Source organism: Streptomyces sp. NPDC026538 (genome assembly GCF_055567535.1).
Genome location: NZ_JBVHQG010000001.1, coordinates 252,173 through 269,687 on the forward strand (window position 1 = coordinate 252,173; position 17,515 = coordinate 269,687).

Sequence of the window (17,515 nt, forward strand, 5' to 3'; positions counted from 1 at the left end):
CGCCGCTCCGACGAACCGACCACTCACCGACTTCTCATGCCGAAGGGCGCTCGAAGGGCGCTCTTCTCGTACCGAAGAACGCCCTTCTCATGCCGAAGAACGCGGCCTCGTGCCCGTGTGGGCCCCGCTCTGCCGCGCCCTACGCGGACAGCACGCGCGCGTGCAGTGCCGTGACGGCCTTTCGCGCGGAGCTGAACGCCCCGTGCTGCCAGGCGTCCGTGTAGCTGAGCCAGTCGCCGGCGAAGTAGACGCGGCCGGTGGGCTCGTTGAGCGGTTTGTAGCGCACGTCGTCGGGACCGCCGGGGGTGTCGTGCCAGGCGGCCTCCAGATGGGGGGTCTGGCGCCAGTGGTGGGAGAAGGAGGAGACCAGCTCGGTGCGGTACTTGTCGCCGTAGATCTTCACCCCGGCGGCCACCGCGCGCTGTTCGCGTCGGGCCGGGGTGAGTTCGGCGTAGGAGTCCGCGTCGGTGTCGTAGTTGTAGTAGCCGATGAGGACGCCCCGTTCGCCGTGGAAGCCGTACGAGGGGTGCCAGATGTGGGTGACGTCCTGGTCGGTCTCGGTGATGCCGCCGTAGATGCGGTGGTCCAGTTCCCACCAGCGGGAGCGGTATTCGAGGCCGATCTTGGCCGCGGACGACGGGGTGACGGCGGCCAGGGCGCTCTGTACGCCGGAGCCCAGGTTGTGCGGCACCTTGGCGAGGATGTTGGGCGGCATGGCGGCCACGCAGTAGTCGGCGTCGACGGCCTTGGTACGGCCGCCCTGGGTGTAGGTCACGGTGACGCCGTCGCCCTTGTCGGTGATCCTGGAGACGACGGCTCCGGTTCGGATGCGGTGGGCGCCGATCGCGCGGGTGAGCGCCTTGGGTATCCGGTCCATGCCGCCGACCGGCTGGAACATCAGCATCGCCTGGTCGAAGCCGAACTCGAAGGAGAAGTAGCGTCCGACGCCGCTCGCGAACACCTCGGAGGCGGCCGGGACGTCGCCGAGAAGCACACCGGGAGTGCCGGCGGCGGCCGGTACGGTCGTGTATCCGCGCCGCTCGCCGCCCTGGTACGTGAGCTTGTCGCCGAGTTCGCCCCAGTCCTTGAGGAAATCGACGAGCCGCTCCTGGTCGGTGGCCGTCAACTCCTTGTCCAGGGCGCCCTTGTCGGTGGCCTTGGCGAGCAACTCCGCGACGTAGCCGTACACGTCGGCCTTGGCGGTGCGGTAGCGCTCGGCCTTCGTCATGCCGGCGGACTCGTTGTAGAGGTACGCGTCGGCGTTGGTGTTCGTGAACACCTCTATGGGGACGCCGAGTTCGCGGCAGTAGTCGAGGGTGATCATCCACTGCGGTATACGGGCAGGCCCGGCGTTCATGTAGTGGCCGTCGGCGAACCGCGCGGTCTGCGTATGGCCGTAGAGGTCGGTGGTCGAGTCGCCGCCGCGCACGGTGAAGTTGCGTCCGCCGGTACGGTCCCTGGCCTCCAGGATCGTACAGTCGTAGCCGGCCTTGCCCAGTTCGTACGCGGTCGCGAGACCGGCGATGCCGCCGCCGAGGATGACGACCCTGGCCGCGGCGCGCCCGGTGAGGGTGAAGTCGCTTGCCCCGGGCGCCCGGAAGGCCTGTTCGCGCTGGGCGGCCCGGGCGGTGGGCGCGAGGCCGAGGGCTCCCATGGTGGCGAGCATGGTGCCGGCGCCGCCGGTGAGACCGACGTTGCGCAGGAAGGTCCGCCGGCTCGTCCCTGACCTGTACTGAGGCTGTGCCATGCCTGGACTCCTCTCTCGATCTTGAACGAAGACCGGGGAAGCGTCCCAGCGCCGCGTTACGGCTTAGCGGTTACTCGTGTATCCCACACGTTTCTGCGCACGGGAGGTCGGGCGCCCCCGCAGGGGTGCGGAGAGCTGTGCGCTCAGCCACCCACGACGCCGCACGGACGCACGATCGCGCGCCTCTCGAAAACACCGAGGGGCCGCACCTCGAAAGGTGCGGCCCCTCAGTTACCGGCTAGCTAAGCCCAGCGGCTGGCGTTCAGCTCTGGCCACCCGCGAGCTTCTCGCGCAGCGCGGCCAGCGCCTCGTCAGAGGCCAGCGCGCCGGAGGTGTCCGCACCCTCGGAGGAGTACGAACCGCCACCCGAAGCGGCCGGAGCGGCAGCCTCGCCGCCCTCGGCGGCAGCGGCGGCGTCGGCCTCGCGGCTCTTGATGACCTGCTGCTGGTGCTGCTCGAAGCGCTGCTGCGCCTCGGCGTACTGGTGCTCCCACGCCTCGCGCTGGGTCTCGTAGCCCTCGAGCCAGTCGTTGGTCTCGGGGTCGAAGCCCTCGGGGTAGATGTAGTTGCCCTGGTCGTCGTACGAGGCAGCCATGCCGTACAGGGTCGGGTCGAACTCGACCGAGGCCGGGTCGGCACCGAAGGACTCGTTGGCCTGCTTCAGCGAGAGGCTGATGCGACGACGCTCGAGGTCGATGTCGATGACCTTGACGAAGATCTCGTCGTTGACCTGGACGACCTGCTCCGGGATCTCCACGTGGCGCTCGGCCAGCTCGGAGATGTGGACCAGACCCTCGATGCCCTCGTCCACGCGGACGAACGCACCGAACGGAACCAGCTTGGTGACCTTACCCGGGACGACCTGACCGATCTGGTGGGTCCGGGCGAACTGCTGCCACGGGTCTTCCTGGGTCGCCTTCAGCGACAGGGAGACACGCTCGCGGTCCATGTCGACGTCGAGGACCTCGACGGTGACTTCCTGGCCGACCTCGACAACCTCGGACGGGTGGTCGATGTGCTTCCAGGACAGCTCGGAGACGTGGACCAGACCGTCGACGCCACCCAGGTCCACGAAGGCACCGAAGTTGACGATCGAGGAGACCACACCGGAGCGGACCTGACCCTTCTGGAGGGTCGTGAGGAACGTCTGGCGGACCTCGGACTGGGTCTGCTCCAGCCAGGCGCGGCGGGACAGGACCACGTTGTTGCGGTTCTTGTCCAGCTCGATGATCTTGGCCTCGAGCTCCTTGCCCACGTAGGGCTGGAGGTCGCGGACGCGGCGCATCTCGACCAGGGAGGCCGGGAGGAAGCCACGGAGGCCGATGTCGAGGATGAGACCACCCTTGACGACCTCGATGACGGTACCGGTGACGATCCCGTCCTCTTCCTTGATCTTCTCGATGGTGCCCCAGGCACGCTCGTACTGGGCGCGCTTCTTCGAGAGGATCAGGCGGCCTTCCTTGTCCTCCTTCTGGAGAACAAGGGCCTCGATCTCGTCACCGACGGCGACGACCTCGTTGGGGTCGACGTCGTGCTTGATCGAGAGTTCGCGGCTCGGGATGACACCTTCGGTCTTGTAACCGATGTCGAGCAGGACCTCGTCCCGGTCGACCTTCACGATGACGCCGTCGACGATGTCGCCGTCGTTGAAGTACTTGATCGTCTCGTCGATCGCGGCGAGGAAAGCTTCCTCGTTACCGATGTCGTTGACCGCTACCTGCGGGGTGGTGGCGGTGGTCTCGGTGCTGCTCGTCATGTGAGAAAGGGCTCCGGTACGGACATTGAAGTCGTAGGTACTGCTTACGCCGGGAGCCTGTTTCGCTCTGTAGAAGCCGGACAGCCTAGGAAGCGCCACCTGAACAACTGGTGACGCCTCGACAACCGAGGGGACATACAACAGATGCGAGCGCAGCCTGCTACGTCTGAGGTGCGCAGGCCCGCAGCGCAACTTGTAGCATACGGGGGCAGCCGGGCAGGGTCAATGCGCGAAGGCGCACACCCGGGGCGGATCGCCGCATACCCGGCACAAAAGCCGTCCCGCGAGGCCACGCAGGCCCGACAGACCTCCTCCGCGACACCCCCCTGAACGGGTTGCACGGAAGAGTACGACGAGGGAGCCGATCATCCAAGAGCCCGATTCGTTCGACCTCGAAGAGGCCGGGTCACCGCCCGGAACAGAGGGCGAACCCGAAGCCACCCGGCGTGCCGCCGGGGTCACGGAGAGCAGCCGCGCCAACCGGGGCTGGTGGGATCGCAACGCCGACGAGTACCAGGTCGAGCACGGCACGTTCCTGGGCGACGACCGTTTCGTGTGGGGTCCCGAGGGCCTCGACGAGGTGGAGGCGGAGCTGCTCGGCCCGCCGGAGGACCTCAAGGGCAAGGACGTCCTGGAGATCGGCGCCGGCGCGGCCCAGTGCTCGCGCTGGCTGGCCGCCCAGGGCGCCCGTCCGGTCGCCCTGGATCTCTCCCACCGCCAGCTCCAGCACGCGCTGCGCATCGGCGGATCGTTTCCCCTCGTCTGCGCCGACGCCGGCGCGCTGCCCTTCGCCGACGGCTCCTTCGACCTGGCGTGCTCGGCGTACGGCGCGCTCCCCTTCGTCGCCGACCCGCGCCTGGTGCTGCGCGAGGTGCGGCGGGTGCTGCGCCCGGGGGGCCGCTTCGTCTTCTCCGTGACGCACCCGATCCGCTGGGCGTTCCCGGACGAGCCGGGCCCCGAGGGCCTCTCGGTCTCCGCCTCCTACTTCGACCGCACGCCCTACGTCGAGCAGGACGAGGAGGGCCACGCGGTGTACGTCGAGCACCACCGCACGCTCGGCGACCGGGTCCGGGACATCGTCTCCGCGGACCTGCGGCTGGTCGACCTGGTGGAGCCGGAGTGGCCGGCCTGGAACACCGCCGAATGGGGCGGCTGGTCGCCGCTGCGGGGCAACCTCGTGCCGGGGACCGCGATCTTCGTGTGCGAGCGGACCTGAGCCGCCCGCGGCTCGTACAAAGGCACGCGCGCGAGGGCACGCGCGTGAGGGCACGCGCGTGAGGGCACGCGCGCGTGGGGACGTCTTCGGCGGCCGTAAGACACTAGGGCCGTGATCCGTTACGACGCCCTGGACGCGCTGCCCGTACGACAGGCCCTGCCCGGTCTGGACGACGCCCTGGACGGGCCCGGCACCGCCGTCCTGGTGGCACCGCCCGGCACCGGCAAGACGACGCTGGTGCCGCTGGCGCTGGCCGGCCTGCTGGACGGCGGCCGGCCCGCGCGGCGGGTGGTCGTGGCCGAGCCGCGCCGGATCGCCGCGCGCGCGGCGGCCCGCCGGATGGCCTGGCTGCTCGGTGAGCAGGTCGGGCGGAGCGTCGGCTACACCGTGCGCGGCGAACGCGTCGTGGGCCCACACGCGCGCGTGGAGGTCGTCACGACCGGAGTGCTGTTGCAGCGCCTGCAACGCGACCAGGAGCTTTCGGGCGTGGACGTCGTCGTCCTGGACGAGTGCCACGAGCGGCATCTGGACGCCGACACGGTGGCGGCCTTCCTCTGGGACGTTCGCGAGACGCTCCGCCCGGAGCTGCGCCTGGTGGCCGCCTCGGCGACCACGGACGCGCAGGGGTGGGCGCGGCTGCTGGGCGGTGCGCCGGTGGTCGAGGCGGACGGCGTGTCGTACCCGGTGGAGGTGGTGTGGGCCCCGCCGGCGCGTCCGGTGCGGCCGCCGCACGGGATGCGCGTGGACCCGGCGCTCCTGACGCATGTGGCGTCGGTGGTGCGGCGGGCTCTGGCCGAGCGGCCGGGGGACGTGCTGTGCTTCCTGCCGGGCGTGGGCGAGATCGCTCGGGTGGCGGGCCTGTTGGGTGACCTGGGGGACGTGGCGGTGCTCCAGGTCCACGGCCGGGCACCGGCGTCCGTGCAGGACGCGGTGCTGGCGCCCGGGGAGCGGCGCCGGGTGGTCCTGGCCACGGCGGTCGCCGAGTCGTCGCTCACCGTGCCCGGGGTGCGGGTGGTCGTCGACTCCGGGCTGGCGCGGGAGCCGCGGGTCGACCACGCGCGCGGGCTGAGCGCGCTGGCGACGGTACGGGCGTCGCGGGCGGCCGGGCGGCAGCGGGCGGGCCGGGCCGGGCGGGAGGCGCCGGGAGCGGTGTACCGCTGCTGGTCCGAGGCGGAGGACGCTCGCCTGACCGCCTTTCCGGCGCCGGAGATCAAGGTGGCCGATCTGACGGCCTTCGCCCTTCAGGCGGCCTGCTGGGGGGATCCCGGAGCCGCCGGGCTGGCGCTGCTCGATCCGCCGCCGGGCGGGGCGATGGCGGCGGCGCGGGAGGTGCTGACGGCGATCGGGGCGGTCGACCCCGCCGGACGGGCCACGGAACGGGGGCTGCGGCTGGCCCGGCTGGGGGTGCACCCGCGGCTGGGGCGGGCGTTGCTGGACGGCCCGGGCGGGAGTGCCGAGGTGGTCGCCTTGCTGAGCGAGGAGCCGCCGCGGGAGTACGGCGACGACCTGGCCGGCGCGCTGCGGGCGGCCCGGCGCGGCGGCGACGCCTACGCCGGCCGGTGGCAGACGGAGGTACGCCGGCTCCGGGCGGGCGACCGGGGCACATCGGCCGGCACGGTGGACGACCAGCGCACCTCGGCCGGCACGACGGACGACCGCACAGCAGACCACCAGCGCACCTCGGCCGGTTCGGTGGACGACCGCTCGGTGGACGACCGCTCGGTGGGCGACCGCTCGGTGGGCGACCGCATGGTGGGCGACCGCATGGTGGGACTCGTCGCCGCCCTCGCCTTTCCCGAGCGCGTCGCCAAGGCCGACGGCGGCTCGTATCTCATGGCCTCCGGCACCCGGGCCGAGCTCGCCGACGGCAGCCCGCTGCGCGGCGCCCCGTGGCTCTCGGTGGCCGTCGCCGACCGTCCGCTCGGCAGAGGGCACGCGCGCGTGCGGCTCGCTGCGGTGGTGGACGAGGCCACGGCCAGGTCGGCGGCCGGGTCGCTGTACTCCGAGGACCAGGAGGTCCGGTGGGCCGACGGGGACATCGTGGCGCGGCGCGTGGAGCGGCTCGGGGCGATCGAGCTCGTGGTGCGGCCGCTGCGGGACGCCGACCCGGCCCTCGTCCGCGCCGCGCTCCTCGACGGGCTGCGGCAGGAGGGGCTCGGCCTGCTGCGGTGGACGCCCGACGCGGCGGTACTGCGGCAGCGGCTCGCGTTCCTGCGGCTGCGCCTCGGGGAGCCCTGGCCCGACGTCTGCGAGGACGCGCTGCACGCGCGCGTGGACGAGTGGCTGGAACCGGAGCTGAGCCGGGCCCGGCGCCGGGCCGACCTCGGGCGGATCGACGCCGGGGAGGCGCTGCGGCGGCTGCTGCCGTGGGCGAGCGGCGAGGCGGGCCGGCTCGACGAGCTGGCGCCCGAGCGGATCGTCGTACCCAGTGGGTCACGGATCCGGGTCGACTACGGGAACCCCGAGCAGCCCGTGCTCGCCGTGAAGGTGCAGGAGATGTTCGGGGCGCAGGAGTCACCATCCGTGGCCGGGGTGCCGGTGCTCGTGCATCTGCTGTCGCCCGCCGGGCGTCCCGCCGCCGTCACCGCCGACCTCGCCTCCTTCTGGCGGGAGGGGTACAAGGGCGTACGGGCCGAACTGCGCGGTCGGTATCCGAAGCATCCCTGGCCCGAGGACCCGGCGTCCGCCGAGCCCACCCGGCACACCAACGCGCGGCTCAGGCGCTGACCGGTTCCGGGACCGTGGAGGCGGCCGGTTCCGGGTCGGCCGGGCGGCGGCCGAAGGCTTCCAGGCAGAGCGAGAGGGCGAGCAGCGCGATGCCGAGGGAGAGGAAGCCCCACGGGAGGTAGGAGGTCAGCATCAGGACGAGGGTGCGGTTCTGCTTGACCAGGGCGACCGTGTGCTCGATGTAGTCCTCGCGCATCTTCACGTCGCCGGCGAAGGCCGTCACCTTGGCGCGGCCGCCCAGCAGGGTGCCGCCGCGCAGTTCCTCCTTGTGGATCTCCTCGCCGTAGACGGGTGCTCCGGTAACGGGCTCGACCCAGAACTTGCGGACCGTGGTGTACCAGCGGGTGGTGCCGGTCTTGGCGACGGTCTCGGGGGTGATGCCCTGTACCGGCATCTTCTTGGGCATGGGGACCTTGGTCCAGGGGATGGTCTGCTCGAAGTAGTAGACCTTCACGCCCCGGAAGGTCTGCGTCCCCTTGTAATGGATGGGGTTGGTGGTGCGGGTCTGCGCGTCGAAGTACTCGTAGTCCCGCTTCTCGGTCAGGAAGGGCCACTTGAACTCGATGCCGTCCCGTCTCACCGGGTCCCCGTCGACCATCTCGCCGGTGGCGTGGACGGGTTCCTGGCTGTGGGCGTCGAAGATGTACCGCTCGGGGATCTCGGAGACCATCTTGCCGTCGGGACCCTGCACGTAGGACAGGCCGTCCCAGACGACGACGTCCCGTCCCGCCGTCTTCTCGATCTTCTTCGCGGCCGCCACATCGCCCTTGAGGGTCTGCACGATGGTGACCCTGGGTACCTTCCTCGCCTTCATGGTGCCGTAGTCGAGGAGCGTGGCGTCCTTCGCCTCCAGGACCATGTCCTGGTACTGGTTGGCGGGGATCTTGGCCAGGCGCGGGAAGGCGTACCAGCGCAGCAGCGGGGACAGTGCCGCGAAGAACACGGCGCAGGCGAGCAGGACCAGACTGGCCTTGCGGCGCATCTCGGCCTCCCGGGGCGGCGGTTACGGATGTGACGGCACCGTCGTGAGCAGCGGCTTGGGGGACGTCTTCCCGGCCGGCGACCCCAGGGCGCCGATCGTGACGACGAGGACCAGTGCGAGGGCGAGACCGGTCGCGGCGGCGATCAGGGCACGCATGCGGGGCCTCCCGACGGCCGACTGCTTCCCGACGGTCTTCCTGATGGATCGTCAGGTGCGGGCACCGTAGCAACGGGAGGGTGAGATGAGAACAGGTCGTACGACGGCGAAGGGCGCCGTCCCGCGTCGGCGGGAGGGCGCCCTCGTGGTCGTACGACCGTGGTTCAGGGGGTGGCGGAGGCGCTCGGGGAGGCGGAGGCCGACGCGGACTCGGACGCGGAGGCGGACGGGCTCGGCGACGGGCTCGGCGAGGTGTCGGCCGCGGCGACCGTCAGTTCGACGGTGAGGGTCGCACCGCCGGTGGTGGTGATACGGAGCAGGAACGTGCCGGTGGTGTCGTCCGCGTACAGCTTGGGCAGCGTGAGCAGGCCGTTCTTGTCCGTCTTGAGGTCCGTGAGGGTCCGGACGGGGTTGCCGTTCGCGTCCTTGAAGTACGGGCCCTTGTCGTTCTCGGTGGTGTCGTCCGCCGACTTGACGAGCGTGGCGGTGGCGGCGACCTGGTCGGCGACGGTGCCCTGGTAAGTGGCCTTCGCCTGCACCTGGTCGGCGAATTCGGCGCCGGGGGTGCTGGTGAGCGCGGTGGTGTTGGCGAGGGCGAGGGTGTCGGCGGCGCGCGCGGTGACACTCGCCGCGTAGTCGACGCCCTTCGCCGTACGGCCCACCACACTGGCGCGGACCGTGAAGTCACCGGTCTTCTCGCCCGCCTGGAGCGCCGGTGCGACCGCGACGCCCTTGCTGTCGGTGGTGACCGTGGCGACGCTCTCGCCGCCGGTGAAGGTCGCGTCCGTGTCCCCGACGATGGTGAACCGGACCCGGACCTTGGCGACGATCCGGCCCGCCTTGGTCTCCGCGCGCGTACTGATCCTCTTGGTGAACGCGTCGCCTGCCATCGCCGTGAGCTTGGCGGTGCCCGCGTCCTCCAGGTGGTCCACGGTGTCGGTGGCCGTGGGCGGCAGGGTCGGGGTCGTGCTCGGGCCGCCCGGCTCCGGCTCGTGGGGCTTCGGGGTCCCCGGCGCACTGGGCGTCGGGGAGCCGCTGGGACCGCTGGAGCCGGAACCGCTGCCGGGCTTGTCGTCGTCGCTGCGGTGGCTGGGCACGGTGCCGGTGCCGTTCGGGACCGAGTGGGTGCCCTTGCGGTAGAACTCGTACCAGGACAGCACCAGGTTGAGGTAGTCCTGCGAGTTGTTGTAGCTGAGGATCGCGCTGTTCATGTCCGCCTGGACGGACAGGTCCCAGCCGTTGCGGCACAGGTAGTGGCCGGCGGCGAGCGCCGCGTCGTAGACGTTGTTGGGGTCCTTGACGCCGTCGCCGTTGCCGTCGCGGCCCGCCCACGCCCAGGTCGAGGGGATGAACTGCATGGGGCCGACGGCCTGGTCGTACTGGCTGTTGCCGTCGTACTGGCCGCCGTCGGTGTCCGGGATGAGCGCGAACCCGTTGCCGTCGAGCTGCGGTCCCAGGATCCGGTGCAGGGTGTTGCCCTCGGCGTCGACGTCGCCGCCGCGGGCCTGCCCGGACTCCACCTTGCCGATGGCGGCGAGCAGCTGCCAGGGCAGGTTGCAGCCCGGCTTGGAGCCGCGCAGCTCCGCCTCGGCCTTCTTGTAGGCGTCGAGGACGGTGGCGGGTATGCCCGCCTCGGCCGCGCCCCGGGAGACGGCGGTGCCGATGCTCGACGAGGAGGCGGTGGGACTGGGGCTGGGGTTCGGGCTGTTGAGCGGCGGCAGGTCCGTGTAGTACGGCGAGTTGCCGGTGGCGCCGTCGGCCGCGCCGGCTCCGTCGGGTGCGGAGGTGCTGGCACCGGCGTTCGCCTGCCGGCCCGTGTCGCCGCCCGTCGCACCCGGTGCCTGGGACGCGGACAGAGCCGCTACCGCCAACGCGGCCGCGGCGGTCGTCGCCGCTCCCTTGCGCAGCCGCCTGCCGAATTGCGCCGCCATAAGGTGAACCCCTCCCATGGGCGCCTTCTGAGCGCCCGTCTCCGTCTGTCTGCTCGCCTCTGGTGTGACGGTTGGCCTGGTGCTGTGGTTGCCCCCTGTTACCTCTTTCGTGTGGTGAGGTAGCGCATCCGTGGTACACGCCGGGGCGGCGACCCAGGCGACACTACGACAACTTCCATTCCGCGGACACCCGGCGGTGCCCGATTTTCACCAGTTGGCCATTACCCGTTGAACGATGGTGGTGTCGCGGATACTTGCCGTACGCGATCACTTGTTCGGCGCGCCGGCCGCCGACTGCTCCAGGGAGACCGGGTGCCGTTCACTCTCAGCCACGCCGCCGCCGTACTGCCCGCCGTGCGCGACGACGGGACCGGGCGCGGACGGCTGGTGCCGGCGGTGCTCTTCGCCGGGTCCTTCTCCCCCGACCTCACCTACTACGCGGCGAGCGCGGTGCCGGACGCGATGGAGTTCGGCCAGTTCACGCACTCCTTCACCGGTGTCTTCACCGTGGACGTGCTCTTCTCCTGGGCGCTGGTGGCGCTGTGGGTGCTGGTACGGGAGCCGCTCGTGGCCCTGCTGCCCCAAACCCGGCAGGGGCGGCCGGCGGCCCTGCTGCGCTGCGGGGCGCCACGCGCGCGTGCCGGTCTTTCCGTCGCCGCCCGGTGGTACGTCTCCGCCGTGCTCGGCGCGCTCACCCATGTCGTCTGGGACGCGTTCACGCACCACGACCGCTGGGGGACCCGGCTGATCCCCGCGATCGGCCGGAACGTCGCGGGTGTACCGCTCTACACCCTGCTCCAGTACGGCACTTCGGCGGTGGCCGCGGCCGTGCTCGCCGTGTTCGTGCGCCGTGCGCTGCGGCGGGCCCCGGCCGGGGAGCCGGTGGGGGTGCCGCGGCTGTCCGTACGGGACCGGTGGTGGGCCGGGGCAGGGATCGCCGGCTGCGCGCTGGTGGCCGCGGTGCAGCGGGCCACGCGATGGTGGGCCTACTGGGGTTCGACGGCGAAGCCCTGGGAGCTGCTGCCGACGGTGCTCTTCGGGGCGGGCGCGGGGCTGCTGCTCGGGGTGCTCGGGTATGCCGTGACGGTCAGGGTGTGGCGTCCGGCTCCGGTGGCCGGCGGTGTGCGCCGGAACCCTTCGGCCGTTCGGTGAGGGTGGCCACGAACACGGTCATGGTGCGGGGGCGGCGGGGGCCGGGGAGCTTGTTGAGGAGCAGCGCGAGATAGCTGCGGGCGAGATCGAGCCACTGCCGCGGGTCGGGACGGGTGCGGAGTCTGCGCCGGAGGCGGGCGAGCGCTTTGCGCACGGTGACGGCGAGGTCGGTGGGGATGCGGGCGGAGCTGGCGCCGGGTGCCATGGCCGGGGCCGACGGGGCCGCCGTGACCTGCGCCGCGGCGGAGCGGGCGTTGGCCGGGGGCCTGATCTGGGGCGTCCGGCCGTGAAGCATGCGTATACCCATGCCCGCATCCTTGCCGTTGCCGGGTACGGGGGCGTTCTGACGGGGTCCAGCTGAGTGACGCCGTTGCGCCGACGACCGGCGGCGGGCGCCGCTCCACCGGTGTCGTGGAGTGGCGCCCGCCGCGGGCCGCCGGGGAACCCCCCGCCGGCTCTCGCCGGAGGCTAGTGCGCTGCTGATTCCCAGTCCGTGCCCACGCCGACCGAGACGTCCAGCGGGGCCCTGAGGTGGACCGCGTCGGCCATCTCGCGGCGGAGGATCGCCTCGACCTCGGTGCGCTCGCCGGGGGCGATCTCCAGGACGATTTCGTCGTGGACCTGGAGGAGCATCCGGGACTTCAGTTCCGCCTCGCGCAGCGCGCCGTCCACCTTCAGCATGGCCATCTTGACGATGTCCGCCGCGGTGCCCTGGATGGGTGCGTTGAGCGCCATCCGCTCGGCCGCCTCGCGGCGCTGGCGGTTGTCGCTGTTGAGGTCGGGGAGGTAGCGGCGGCGGCCGAAGAGTGTCGCCGTGTAGCCGGTCGCCCGGGCCTCGTCCACGACCCGGCGCAGATAGTCACGGACGCCGCCGAACCGCTCGAAGTACGTGTCCATCAGGGCCCGGGCCTCGCCGGCGTCGATGTTCAGCTGCTGGGAGAGGCCGAACGCCGACAGTCCGTAGGCGAGGCCGTACGACATCGCCTTGATCTTGCGGCGCATCTCCGCGTCGACGGCCGAGCGGTCGACGGAGAACACCTGGGAGGCGACCGTGGTGTGCAGGTCCTCACCGGAGGTGAACGCCTCGATCAGGCCCTCGTCCTCGGAGAGATGGGCCATCACCCGCAGCTCGATCTGGCTGTAGTCGGCCGTCATCAGCGACTCGAAGCCCTCGCCCACCACGAAGCCCCGGCGGATCGCCCGGCCCTCGTCGGTACGGACCGGGATGTTCTGGAGGTTCGGGTCCGTGGAGGAGAGCCGGCCGGTCGCGGCCACGGTCTGGTTGAACGTGGTGTGGATACGGCCGTCCGCCGCCACCGTCTTGATCAGGCCCTCGACCGTCACCCGCAGCTTGGCCTGCTCACGGTGGCGGAGCATGATCACCGGCAGTTCGTTCTCGGTCTGGCCGGCCAGCCAGGCGAGTGCGTCGGCGTCGGTGGTGTAGCCGGTCTTGGTCTTCTTGGTCTTGGGCAGCGCCAGCTCGCCGAAGAGGACCTCCTGGAGCTGCTTGGGCGAGCCCAGGTTGAACTCGTGCCCGGCCGCCGCGTGCGCCTCCTTCACGGCCTGCTGGACCGCGCCCGCGAACATCTGCTCCATCGCTTCCAGATGCGCGCGGTCGGCCGCGATGCCGTGCCGCTCCATGCGGGCGAGGAGGACGGAGGTCGGCAGCTCCATGTCACGGAGCAGGTCCGCCGCGCCGACCTCCTGGAGCCGGCCCTCGAAGGCCTCGCCCAGGTCGAGGATCGCGCGGGCCTGGATCATCAGCGCCTCGGCCTCGGCGCCGTCGTCCGCGCCGAAGGCCAGCTGACCGTCGGCCGTGGCGGCCGGCGCCAGCTCGCGGTGCAGGTACTCCAGGGACAGCGCGTCCAGGTCGAAGGAGCGGCGGCCGGGCTTGACCAGATAGGCGGCGAGCGCGGTGTCCATGGTGACGCCGTCGATGCTCCAGCCGTGCTCGGCGAAGACCCGCATGGCGCCCTTGACGTTGTGAAAGATCTTGGGCCGCGCGGCGTCGGTCAGCCAGGCCGCCCACGCGTTCTCGTCGGCCTCGTCCAGCTCGGCGGGGTCGAACCAGGCCGCCGCTCCCCCGGCCGCGGCCAGCGCGACCTCGGCGACGGAGCCGGTGCCGAGCGCCCAGGTGCCGACGGTGGCGATGCCCAGCGGCTGCGTACCGTGCTCGGCGAGCCAGCCGGTCAGCTCGCCGGTGCCGAGGACGGTGCCGTCCACCGCCACGCCCGCCTCGGGGGCCGGCGCGGCCTCGGCCTCCTCGGCGCCGGGGTCGACGGCGTAGAGCCGCTCGCGCAGCGACGGGTTACGGATCTCCAGGGTGTCCAGGATCATCGCGAGGTTCTTGCGGTCGTACGGCGCGCGCTCCAGGTCGGCGACCGTCTTCGGCAGCTCGACCCGGCGCTCCAGCTCGGTGAGCCGGCGGTTGAGCTTCACCGAGTCCAGGTGGTCGCGGAGGTTCTGGCCGGCCTTGCCCTTCACCTCGTCGACGCGCTCCACCAGCTCGGCGAAGGAACCGAACTGGTTGATCCACTTCGCGGCCGTCTTCTCGCCGACGCCGGGAATGCCGGGAAGGTTGTCGGACGGGTCGCCGCGCAGGGCCGCGAAGTCGGGGTACTGAGCGGGCGTCAAGCCGTACTTCTCGAAAACCTTCTCCGGGGTGAACCGGGTCAGCTCGGAGACGCCCTTCGTCGGATAGAGGACCGTGGTGTGCTCGGTGACCAGCTGGAAGGAGTCGCGGTCGCCGGTGACGATCAGGACCTCGAAGCCCGCGGCCTCGGCCTGGGTGGCGAGGGTGGCGATGACGTCGTCGGCCTCGAAGCCCTCGACGGCGAAGCGCTGCGCGTGCATCGCGTCGAGCAGCTCGCCGATCAGCTCGACCTGGCCCTTGAACTCGTCCGGGGTCTTGGAGCGGTTCGCCTTGTACTCGGTGAACTCCTCGGAGCGCCAGGTCTTGCGGGAGACGTCGAAGGCCACCGCGAAGTGCGTGGGCGCCTCGTCACGCAGGGTGTTGGCCAGCATCGACGCGAAACCGTAGATCGCGTTCGTCGGCTGGCCCGTCGCGGTCGTGAAGTTCTCCGCGGGCAGCGCGAAGAACGCGCGGTAGGCCAGCGAGTGCCCGTCCATGAGCATCAGCCGGGGACGGGTCCCACTGGGGGTCTTGTCGGTCTTCTTCGATGCTGTCTCTGCCACGCCCCCGATCCTGCCACGCCGCACTGACAGCGAGGGCCGACGGTTCGGGTCGCGATGGCCCCGGAACCGCCGGACAGCGCCCGTCGGGGCTGATCGCCGTCCCGGCGGAGAAACTCGAGAGCGGGGTGAGCCGGGAGGCGCGGCTCTGTCGGGCACGGGTTCCGGCGCGCTCGGCCGACCGCGCGGGCAGGGGTTCCGGCGCGCTCGGCCGACCGCCCTCGATCACTGTCGGCGGCGCGTGCGAGTATTCCGATGCACTGGTGCCGGCGTAGAGGGAGATCGTGCGATGGCGACGAAGCCGCCCAAGGGGGATCCGGTCCAGGACGCGCCGCGGGTCGCGGAGCCTAAGCACGCGGCCGCGGGGCTGCCGGCCATCGGGCACACCCTGCGCATCGCCCAGCAGCAGATGGGGGTGAGGCGCACCGCGCTGACGCTGCTCCGGATCAATCAGAAGGACGGCTTCGACTGCCCCGGCTGCGCCTGGCCGGAGCCCGATCACCGGCACGCCGCCGAATTCTGCGAGAACGGCGCCAAGGCCGTGGCCGAGGAGGCCACCCTGCGCCGGGTGACGCCCGAGTTCTTCGCCGAGCACCCGGTCGCCGATCTGCACCACCGCAGCGGCTACTGGCTCGGCCAGCAGGGCCGGCTCACCCACCCCATGTATCTCGCCGAGGGCGCCGACCACTACGAACCGGTCGGCTGGGAGCGTGCGTTCGACATCATCGGGGAGGAGATCGCCGCCCTCGGCTCCCCCGACGAGGCCGTCTTCTACACCTCGGGCCGGACCAGCAACGAGGCCGCGTTCCTGTACCAGCTGTTCGCACGCGAGCTGGGCACCAACAACCTGCCGGACTGCTCCAACATGTGCCACGAGTCCTCGGGCTCGGCGCTCAGCGAGACCATCGGTATCGGCAAGGGCAGCGTCCTGCTCGAAGACCTCTACAAGTCCGACCTGATCGTCGTCGCCGGGCAGAACCCGGGGACCAACCACCCCCGGATGCTCTCCGCGCTGGAGAAGGCCAAGGCCAACGGCGCGAAGATCATCAGCGTCAACCCGCTCCCGGAGGCCGGTCTGGAGCGGTTCAAGAACCCGCAGACCCCCCAGGGCATGCTCAAGGGCGCCGCGCTCACCGACCTGTTCCTGCAGATCCGGATCGGCGGCGACCAGGCCCTGTTCCGGCTCCTCAACAAGCTGATCCTGGAGACCGAGGGCGCGGTCGACGAGGAGTTCATACGCGAACACACCCACGGCTACGAGGAGTTCGCCAAGGCCGCCCGCGCCGCCGACTGGGACGAGACGCTCGCCGCCACCGGTCTCGCCCGTGCGGAGATCGAGGAGGCGCTGCGCATGGTGCTCGCCTCCGAGCGCACGATCGTCTGCTGGGCCATGGGTCTGACCCAGCACAAGCACTCGGTCCCCACGATCCGCGAGGTCGTCAACTTCCTGCTGCTGCGCGGCAACATCGGCCGTACCGGCGCGGGCGTGTGCCCGGTCCGCGGCCACTCGAACGTGCAGGGCGACCGCACGATGGGCATCTTCGAGCGCCCGGCCCCGGCCTTCCTGGACGCCCTGGAGAAGGAGTTCGGCTTCGCGCCCCCGCGTGAGCACGGCTTCGACGTCGTCCGGGCCATCCGCGCGCTGCGCGACGGCGAGGCGAAGGTCTTCTTCGCGATGGGCGGCAACTTCGTCTCCGCGACCCCCGACACGGAGGTCACCGAGGCGGCGATGCGGCGGGCGCGGCTGACCGTGCACGTGTCGACGAAGCTCAACCGCTCGCACGTTGTGACTGGGGCGCGGGCGCTGATCCTGCCGACGCTCGGCCGCACCGAGCGCGATCTCCAGGGCGGCGGCGAGCAGTTCGTCACCGTCGAGGACTCGATGGGCATGGTGCACGCCTCGCGCGGGCGCCTGGAGCCCGCGAGCCCGCATCTGCTGTCGGAGCCGGCCATCGTGTGCCGGCTCGCCCGCCGGGTGCTCGGTGCCGAGAGCGCCACTCCCTGGGAGGAGTTCGAGAAGGACTACGCGACCGTCCGCGACCGCATCGCGCGCGTGATCCCCGGTTTCCACGACTTCAACGCGCGCGTGGCGCAGCCGGGCGGCTTCGCGCTGCCGCACGGCCCGCGCGACGAGCGCCGCTTCCCGACCGCCACCGGCAAGGCGAACTTCACGGCGGCGGGCGTCGAGTACCCCGAACTGCCCGAGGGCCGGCTGCTGTTGCAGACGCTGCGCTCGCACGACCAGTACAACACCACGATCTACGGTCTGGACGACCGCTACCGGGGCATCAGGAACGGCCGCCGGGTGGTGCTGGTGAACCCGCAGGACGCGCGGGCACTGGGTGTCGCCGACGGGTCGTACGTCGACCTGGTGAGCGAGTGGAGGGACGGCGTGGAGCGGCGGGCGCCGGGCTTCCGGGTGGTGCACTATCCGACGGCCCGGGGCTGCGCGGCCGCGTACTACCCGGAGACCAATGTGCTGGTGCCGCTCGACGCGACCGCCGACACCAGCAACACCCCGGCCAGCAAGTCCGTCGTGGTCCGTCTGGAGAGCGGTGTGCCGCAGCCGGTGCCCGCCGTCTGAGCAAACGCTCAGTCCGTCTGGAAGAATCGGCGGCCTACTGAGCGTTTGCTCAGCGGAGAGAGACAGCCGCAT

Annotated in this window: 11 protein-coding genes; 4 read left to right on the forward strand and 7 right to left on the reverse strand. The window is 71.5% G+C overall.

The window, feature by feature from the left end:
• Positions 1 to 139: 139 nt before the first annotated feature.
• Positions 140 to 1,666, reverse strand: coding sequence for a flavin monoamine oxidase family protein (locus tag ACZ4N4_RS01205; RefSeq protein WP_467585259.1), 1,527 nt, complete (start codon positions 1,664 to 1,666; stop codon positions 140 to 142).
• A gap of 343 nt (positions 1,667 to 2,009) precedes the next feature.
• On the reverse strand, positions 2,010 to 3,503 hold the full coding sequence (rpsA, locus tag ACZ4N4_RS01210; RefSeq protein WP_189947373.1) for a 30S ribosomal protein S1: 1,494 nt from the start codon (positions 3,501 to 3,503) through the stop codon (positions 2,010 to 2,012).
• A 364-nt stretch (positions 3,504 to 3,867) separates the two neighbouring features.
• On the opposite strand from rpsA, the gene ACZ4N4_RS01215 reads away from it, so the two are divergent.
• Entirely contained in the window at positions 3,868 to 4,719 is an 852-nt protein-coding gene (locus tag ACZ4N4_RS01215; protein WP_467585262.1) for a class I SAM-dependent methyltransferase, read from the forward strand.
• A 111-nt stretch (positions 4,720 to 4,830) separates the two neighbouring features.
• Positions 4,831 to 7,446 carry an ATP-dependent helicase HrpB gene (hrpB, locus tag ACZ4N4_RS01220; RefSeq protein WP_467583100.1) on the forward strand — a complete coding sequence of 872 codons (2,616 nt, stop codon included), beginning with the start codon at positions 4,831 to 4,833 and terminating at the stop codon, positions 7,444 to 7,446.
• On the opposite strand, the gene pgfA is transcribed toward hrpB, so the two are convergent.
• From pgfA to ACZ4N4_RS01235, 3 genes are all read right to left on the reverse strand, one after another.
• The gene (pgfA, locus tag ACZ4N4_RS01225; protein WP_467583103.1) at positions 7,436 to 8,428 is read right to left on the reverse strand and encodes a cell envelope lipid trafficking protein PgfA; all 993 of its coding nucleotides are present in this window, start codon (positions 8,426 to 8,428) and stop codon (positions 7,436 to 7,438) included. The genes hrpB and pgfA overlap by 11 nt on opposite strands.
• A gap of 21 nt (positions 8,429 to 8,449) precedes the next feature.
• On the reverse strand, positions 8,450 to 8,584 hold the full coding sequence (locus ACZ4N4_RS01230) for an SPW_0924 family protein (RefSeq protein WP_365798853.1): 135 nt from the start codon (positions 8,582 to 8,584) through the stop codon (positions 8,450 to 8,452).
• A 164-nt stretch (positions 8,585 to 8,748) separates the two neighbouring features.
• Positions 8,749 to 10,515 carry a lytic transglycosylase domain-containing protein gene (locus tag ACZ4N4_RS01235; RefSeq protein WP_467583106.1) on the reverse strand — a complete coding sequence of 589 codons (1,767 nt, stop codon included), beginning with the start codon at positions 10,513 to 10,515 and terminating at the stop codon, positions 8,749 to 8,751.
• Positions 10,516 to 10,827: 312 nt separating this feature from the next.
• Between ACZ4N4_RS01235 and ACZ4N4_RS01240 the strand changes: the two genes are divergently transcribed.
• A complete protein-coding gene (locus ACZ4N4_RS01240; RefSeq protein WP_467583109.1) occupies positions 10,828 to 11,667 on the forward strand; it encodes a DUF4184 family protein in 840 nt (279 codons plus the stop codon).
• Here the strand turns inward: ACZ4N4_RS01240 and ACZ4N4_RS01245 are convergent.
• Both ACZ4N4_RS01245 and polA read right to left on the reverse strand, forming a co-directional pair.
• The gene (locus tag ACZ4N4_RS01245) at positions 11,603 to 11,974 is read right to left on the reverse strand and encodes a hypothetical protein (RefSeq protein WP_467583112.1); all 372 of its coding nucleotides are present in this window, start codon (positions 11,972 to 11,974) and stop codon (positions 11,603 to 11,605) included. The genes ACZ4N4_RS01240 and ACZ4N4_RS01245 overlap by 65 nt on opposite strands.
• Before the next feature lie 161 nt (positions 11,975 to 12,135).
• On the reverse strand, positions 12,136 to 14,862 hold the full coding sequence (gene polA / locus ACZ4N4_RS01250; RefSeq protein ID WP_467583115.1) for a DNA polymerase I: 2,727 nt from the start codon (positions 14,860 to 14,862) through the stop codon (positions 12,136 to 12,138).
• A 286-nt stretch (positions 14,863 to 15,148) separates the two neighbouring features.
• Here polA and ACZ4N4_RS01255 point away from each other — a divergent pair, with 286 nt between their 5' ends.
• Positions 15,149 to 17,443 carry an FdhF/YdeP family oxidoreductase gene (locus tag ACZ4N4_RS01255; protein WP_467583118.1) on the forward strand — a complete coding sequence of 765 codons (2,295 nt, stop codon included), beginning with the start codon at positions 15,149 to 15,151 and terminating at the stop codon, positions 17,441 to 17,443.
• Positions 17,444 to 17,515: the final 72 nt, after the last annotated feature.

Excerpts from the sequence above, each read along its gene's own strand:
- ACZ4N4_RS01205 (WP_467585259.1), bottom strand. The coding sequence starts at position 1,666 with ATGCTCGCCACCATGGGAGCCCTCGGCCTCGCGCCCACCGCCCGGGCC.
- rpsA (WP_189947373.1), bottom strand. The coding sequence starts at position 3,503 with ATGACGAGCAGCACCGAGACCACCGCCACCACCCCGCAGGTAGCGGTC.
- pgfA (WP_467583103.1), bottom strand. The coding sequence starts at position 8,428 with ATGCGCCGCAAGGCCAGTCTGGTCCTGCTCGCCTGCGCCGTGTTCTTC.
- ACZ4N4_RS01230 (WP_365798853.1), bottom strand. The coding sequence starts at position 8,584 with ATGCGTGCCCTGATCGCCGCCGCGACCGGTCTCGCCCTCGCACTGGTC.
- ACZ4N4_RS01235 (WP_467583106.1), bottom strand. The coding sequence starts at position 10,515 with ATGGCGGCGCAATTCGGCAGGCGGCTGCGCAAGGGAGCGGCGACGACC.
- ACZ4N4_RS01245 (WP_467583112.1), bottom strand. The coding sequence starts at position 11,974 with ATGGGTATACGCATGCTTCACGGCCGGACGCCCCAGATCAGGCCCCCG.
- ACZ4N4_RS01255 (WP_467583118.1), top strand. The coding sequence starts at position 15,149 with ATGGCGACGAAGCCGCCCAAGGGGGATCCGGTCCAGGACGCGCCGCGG.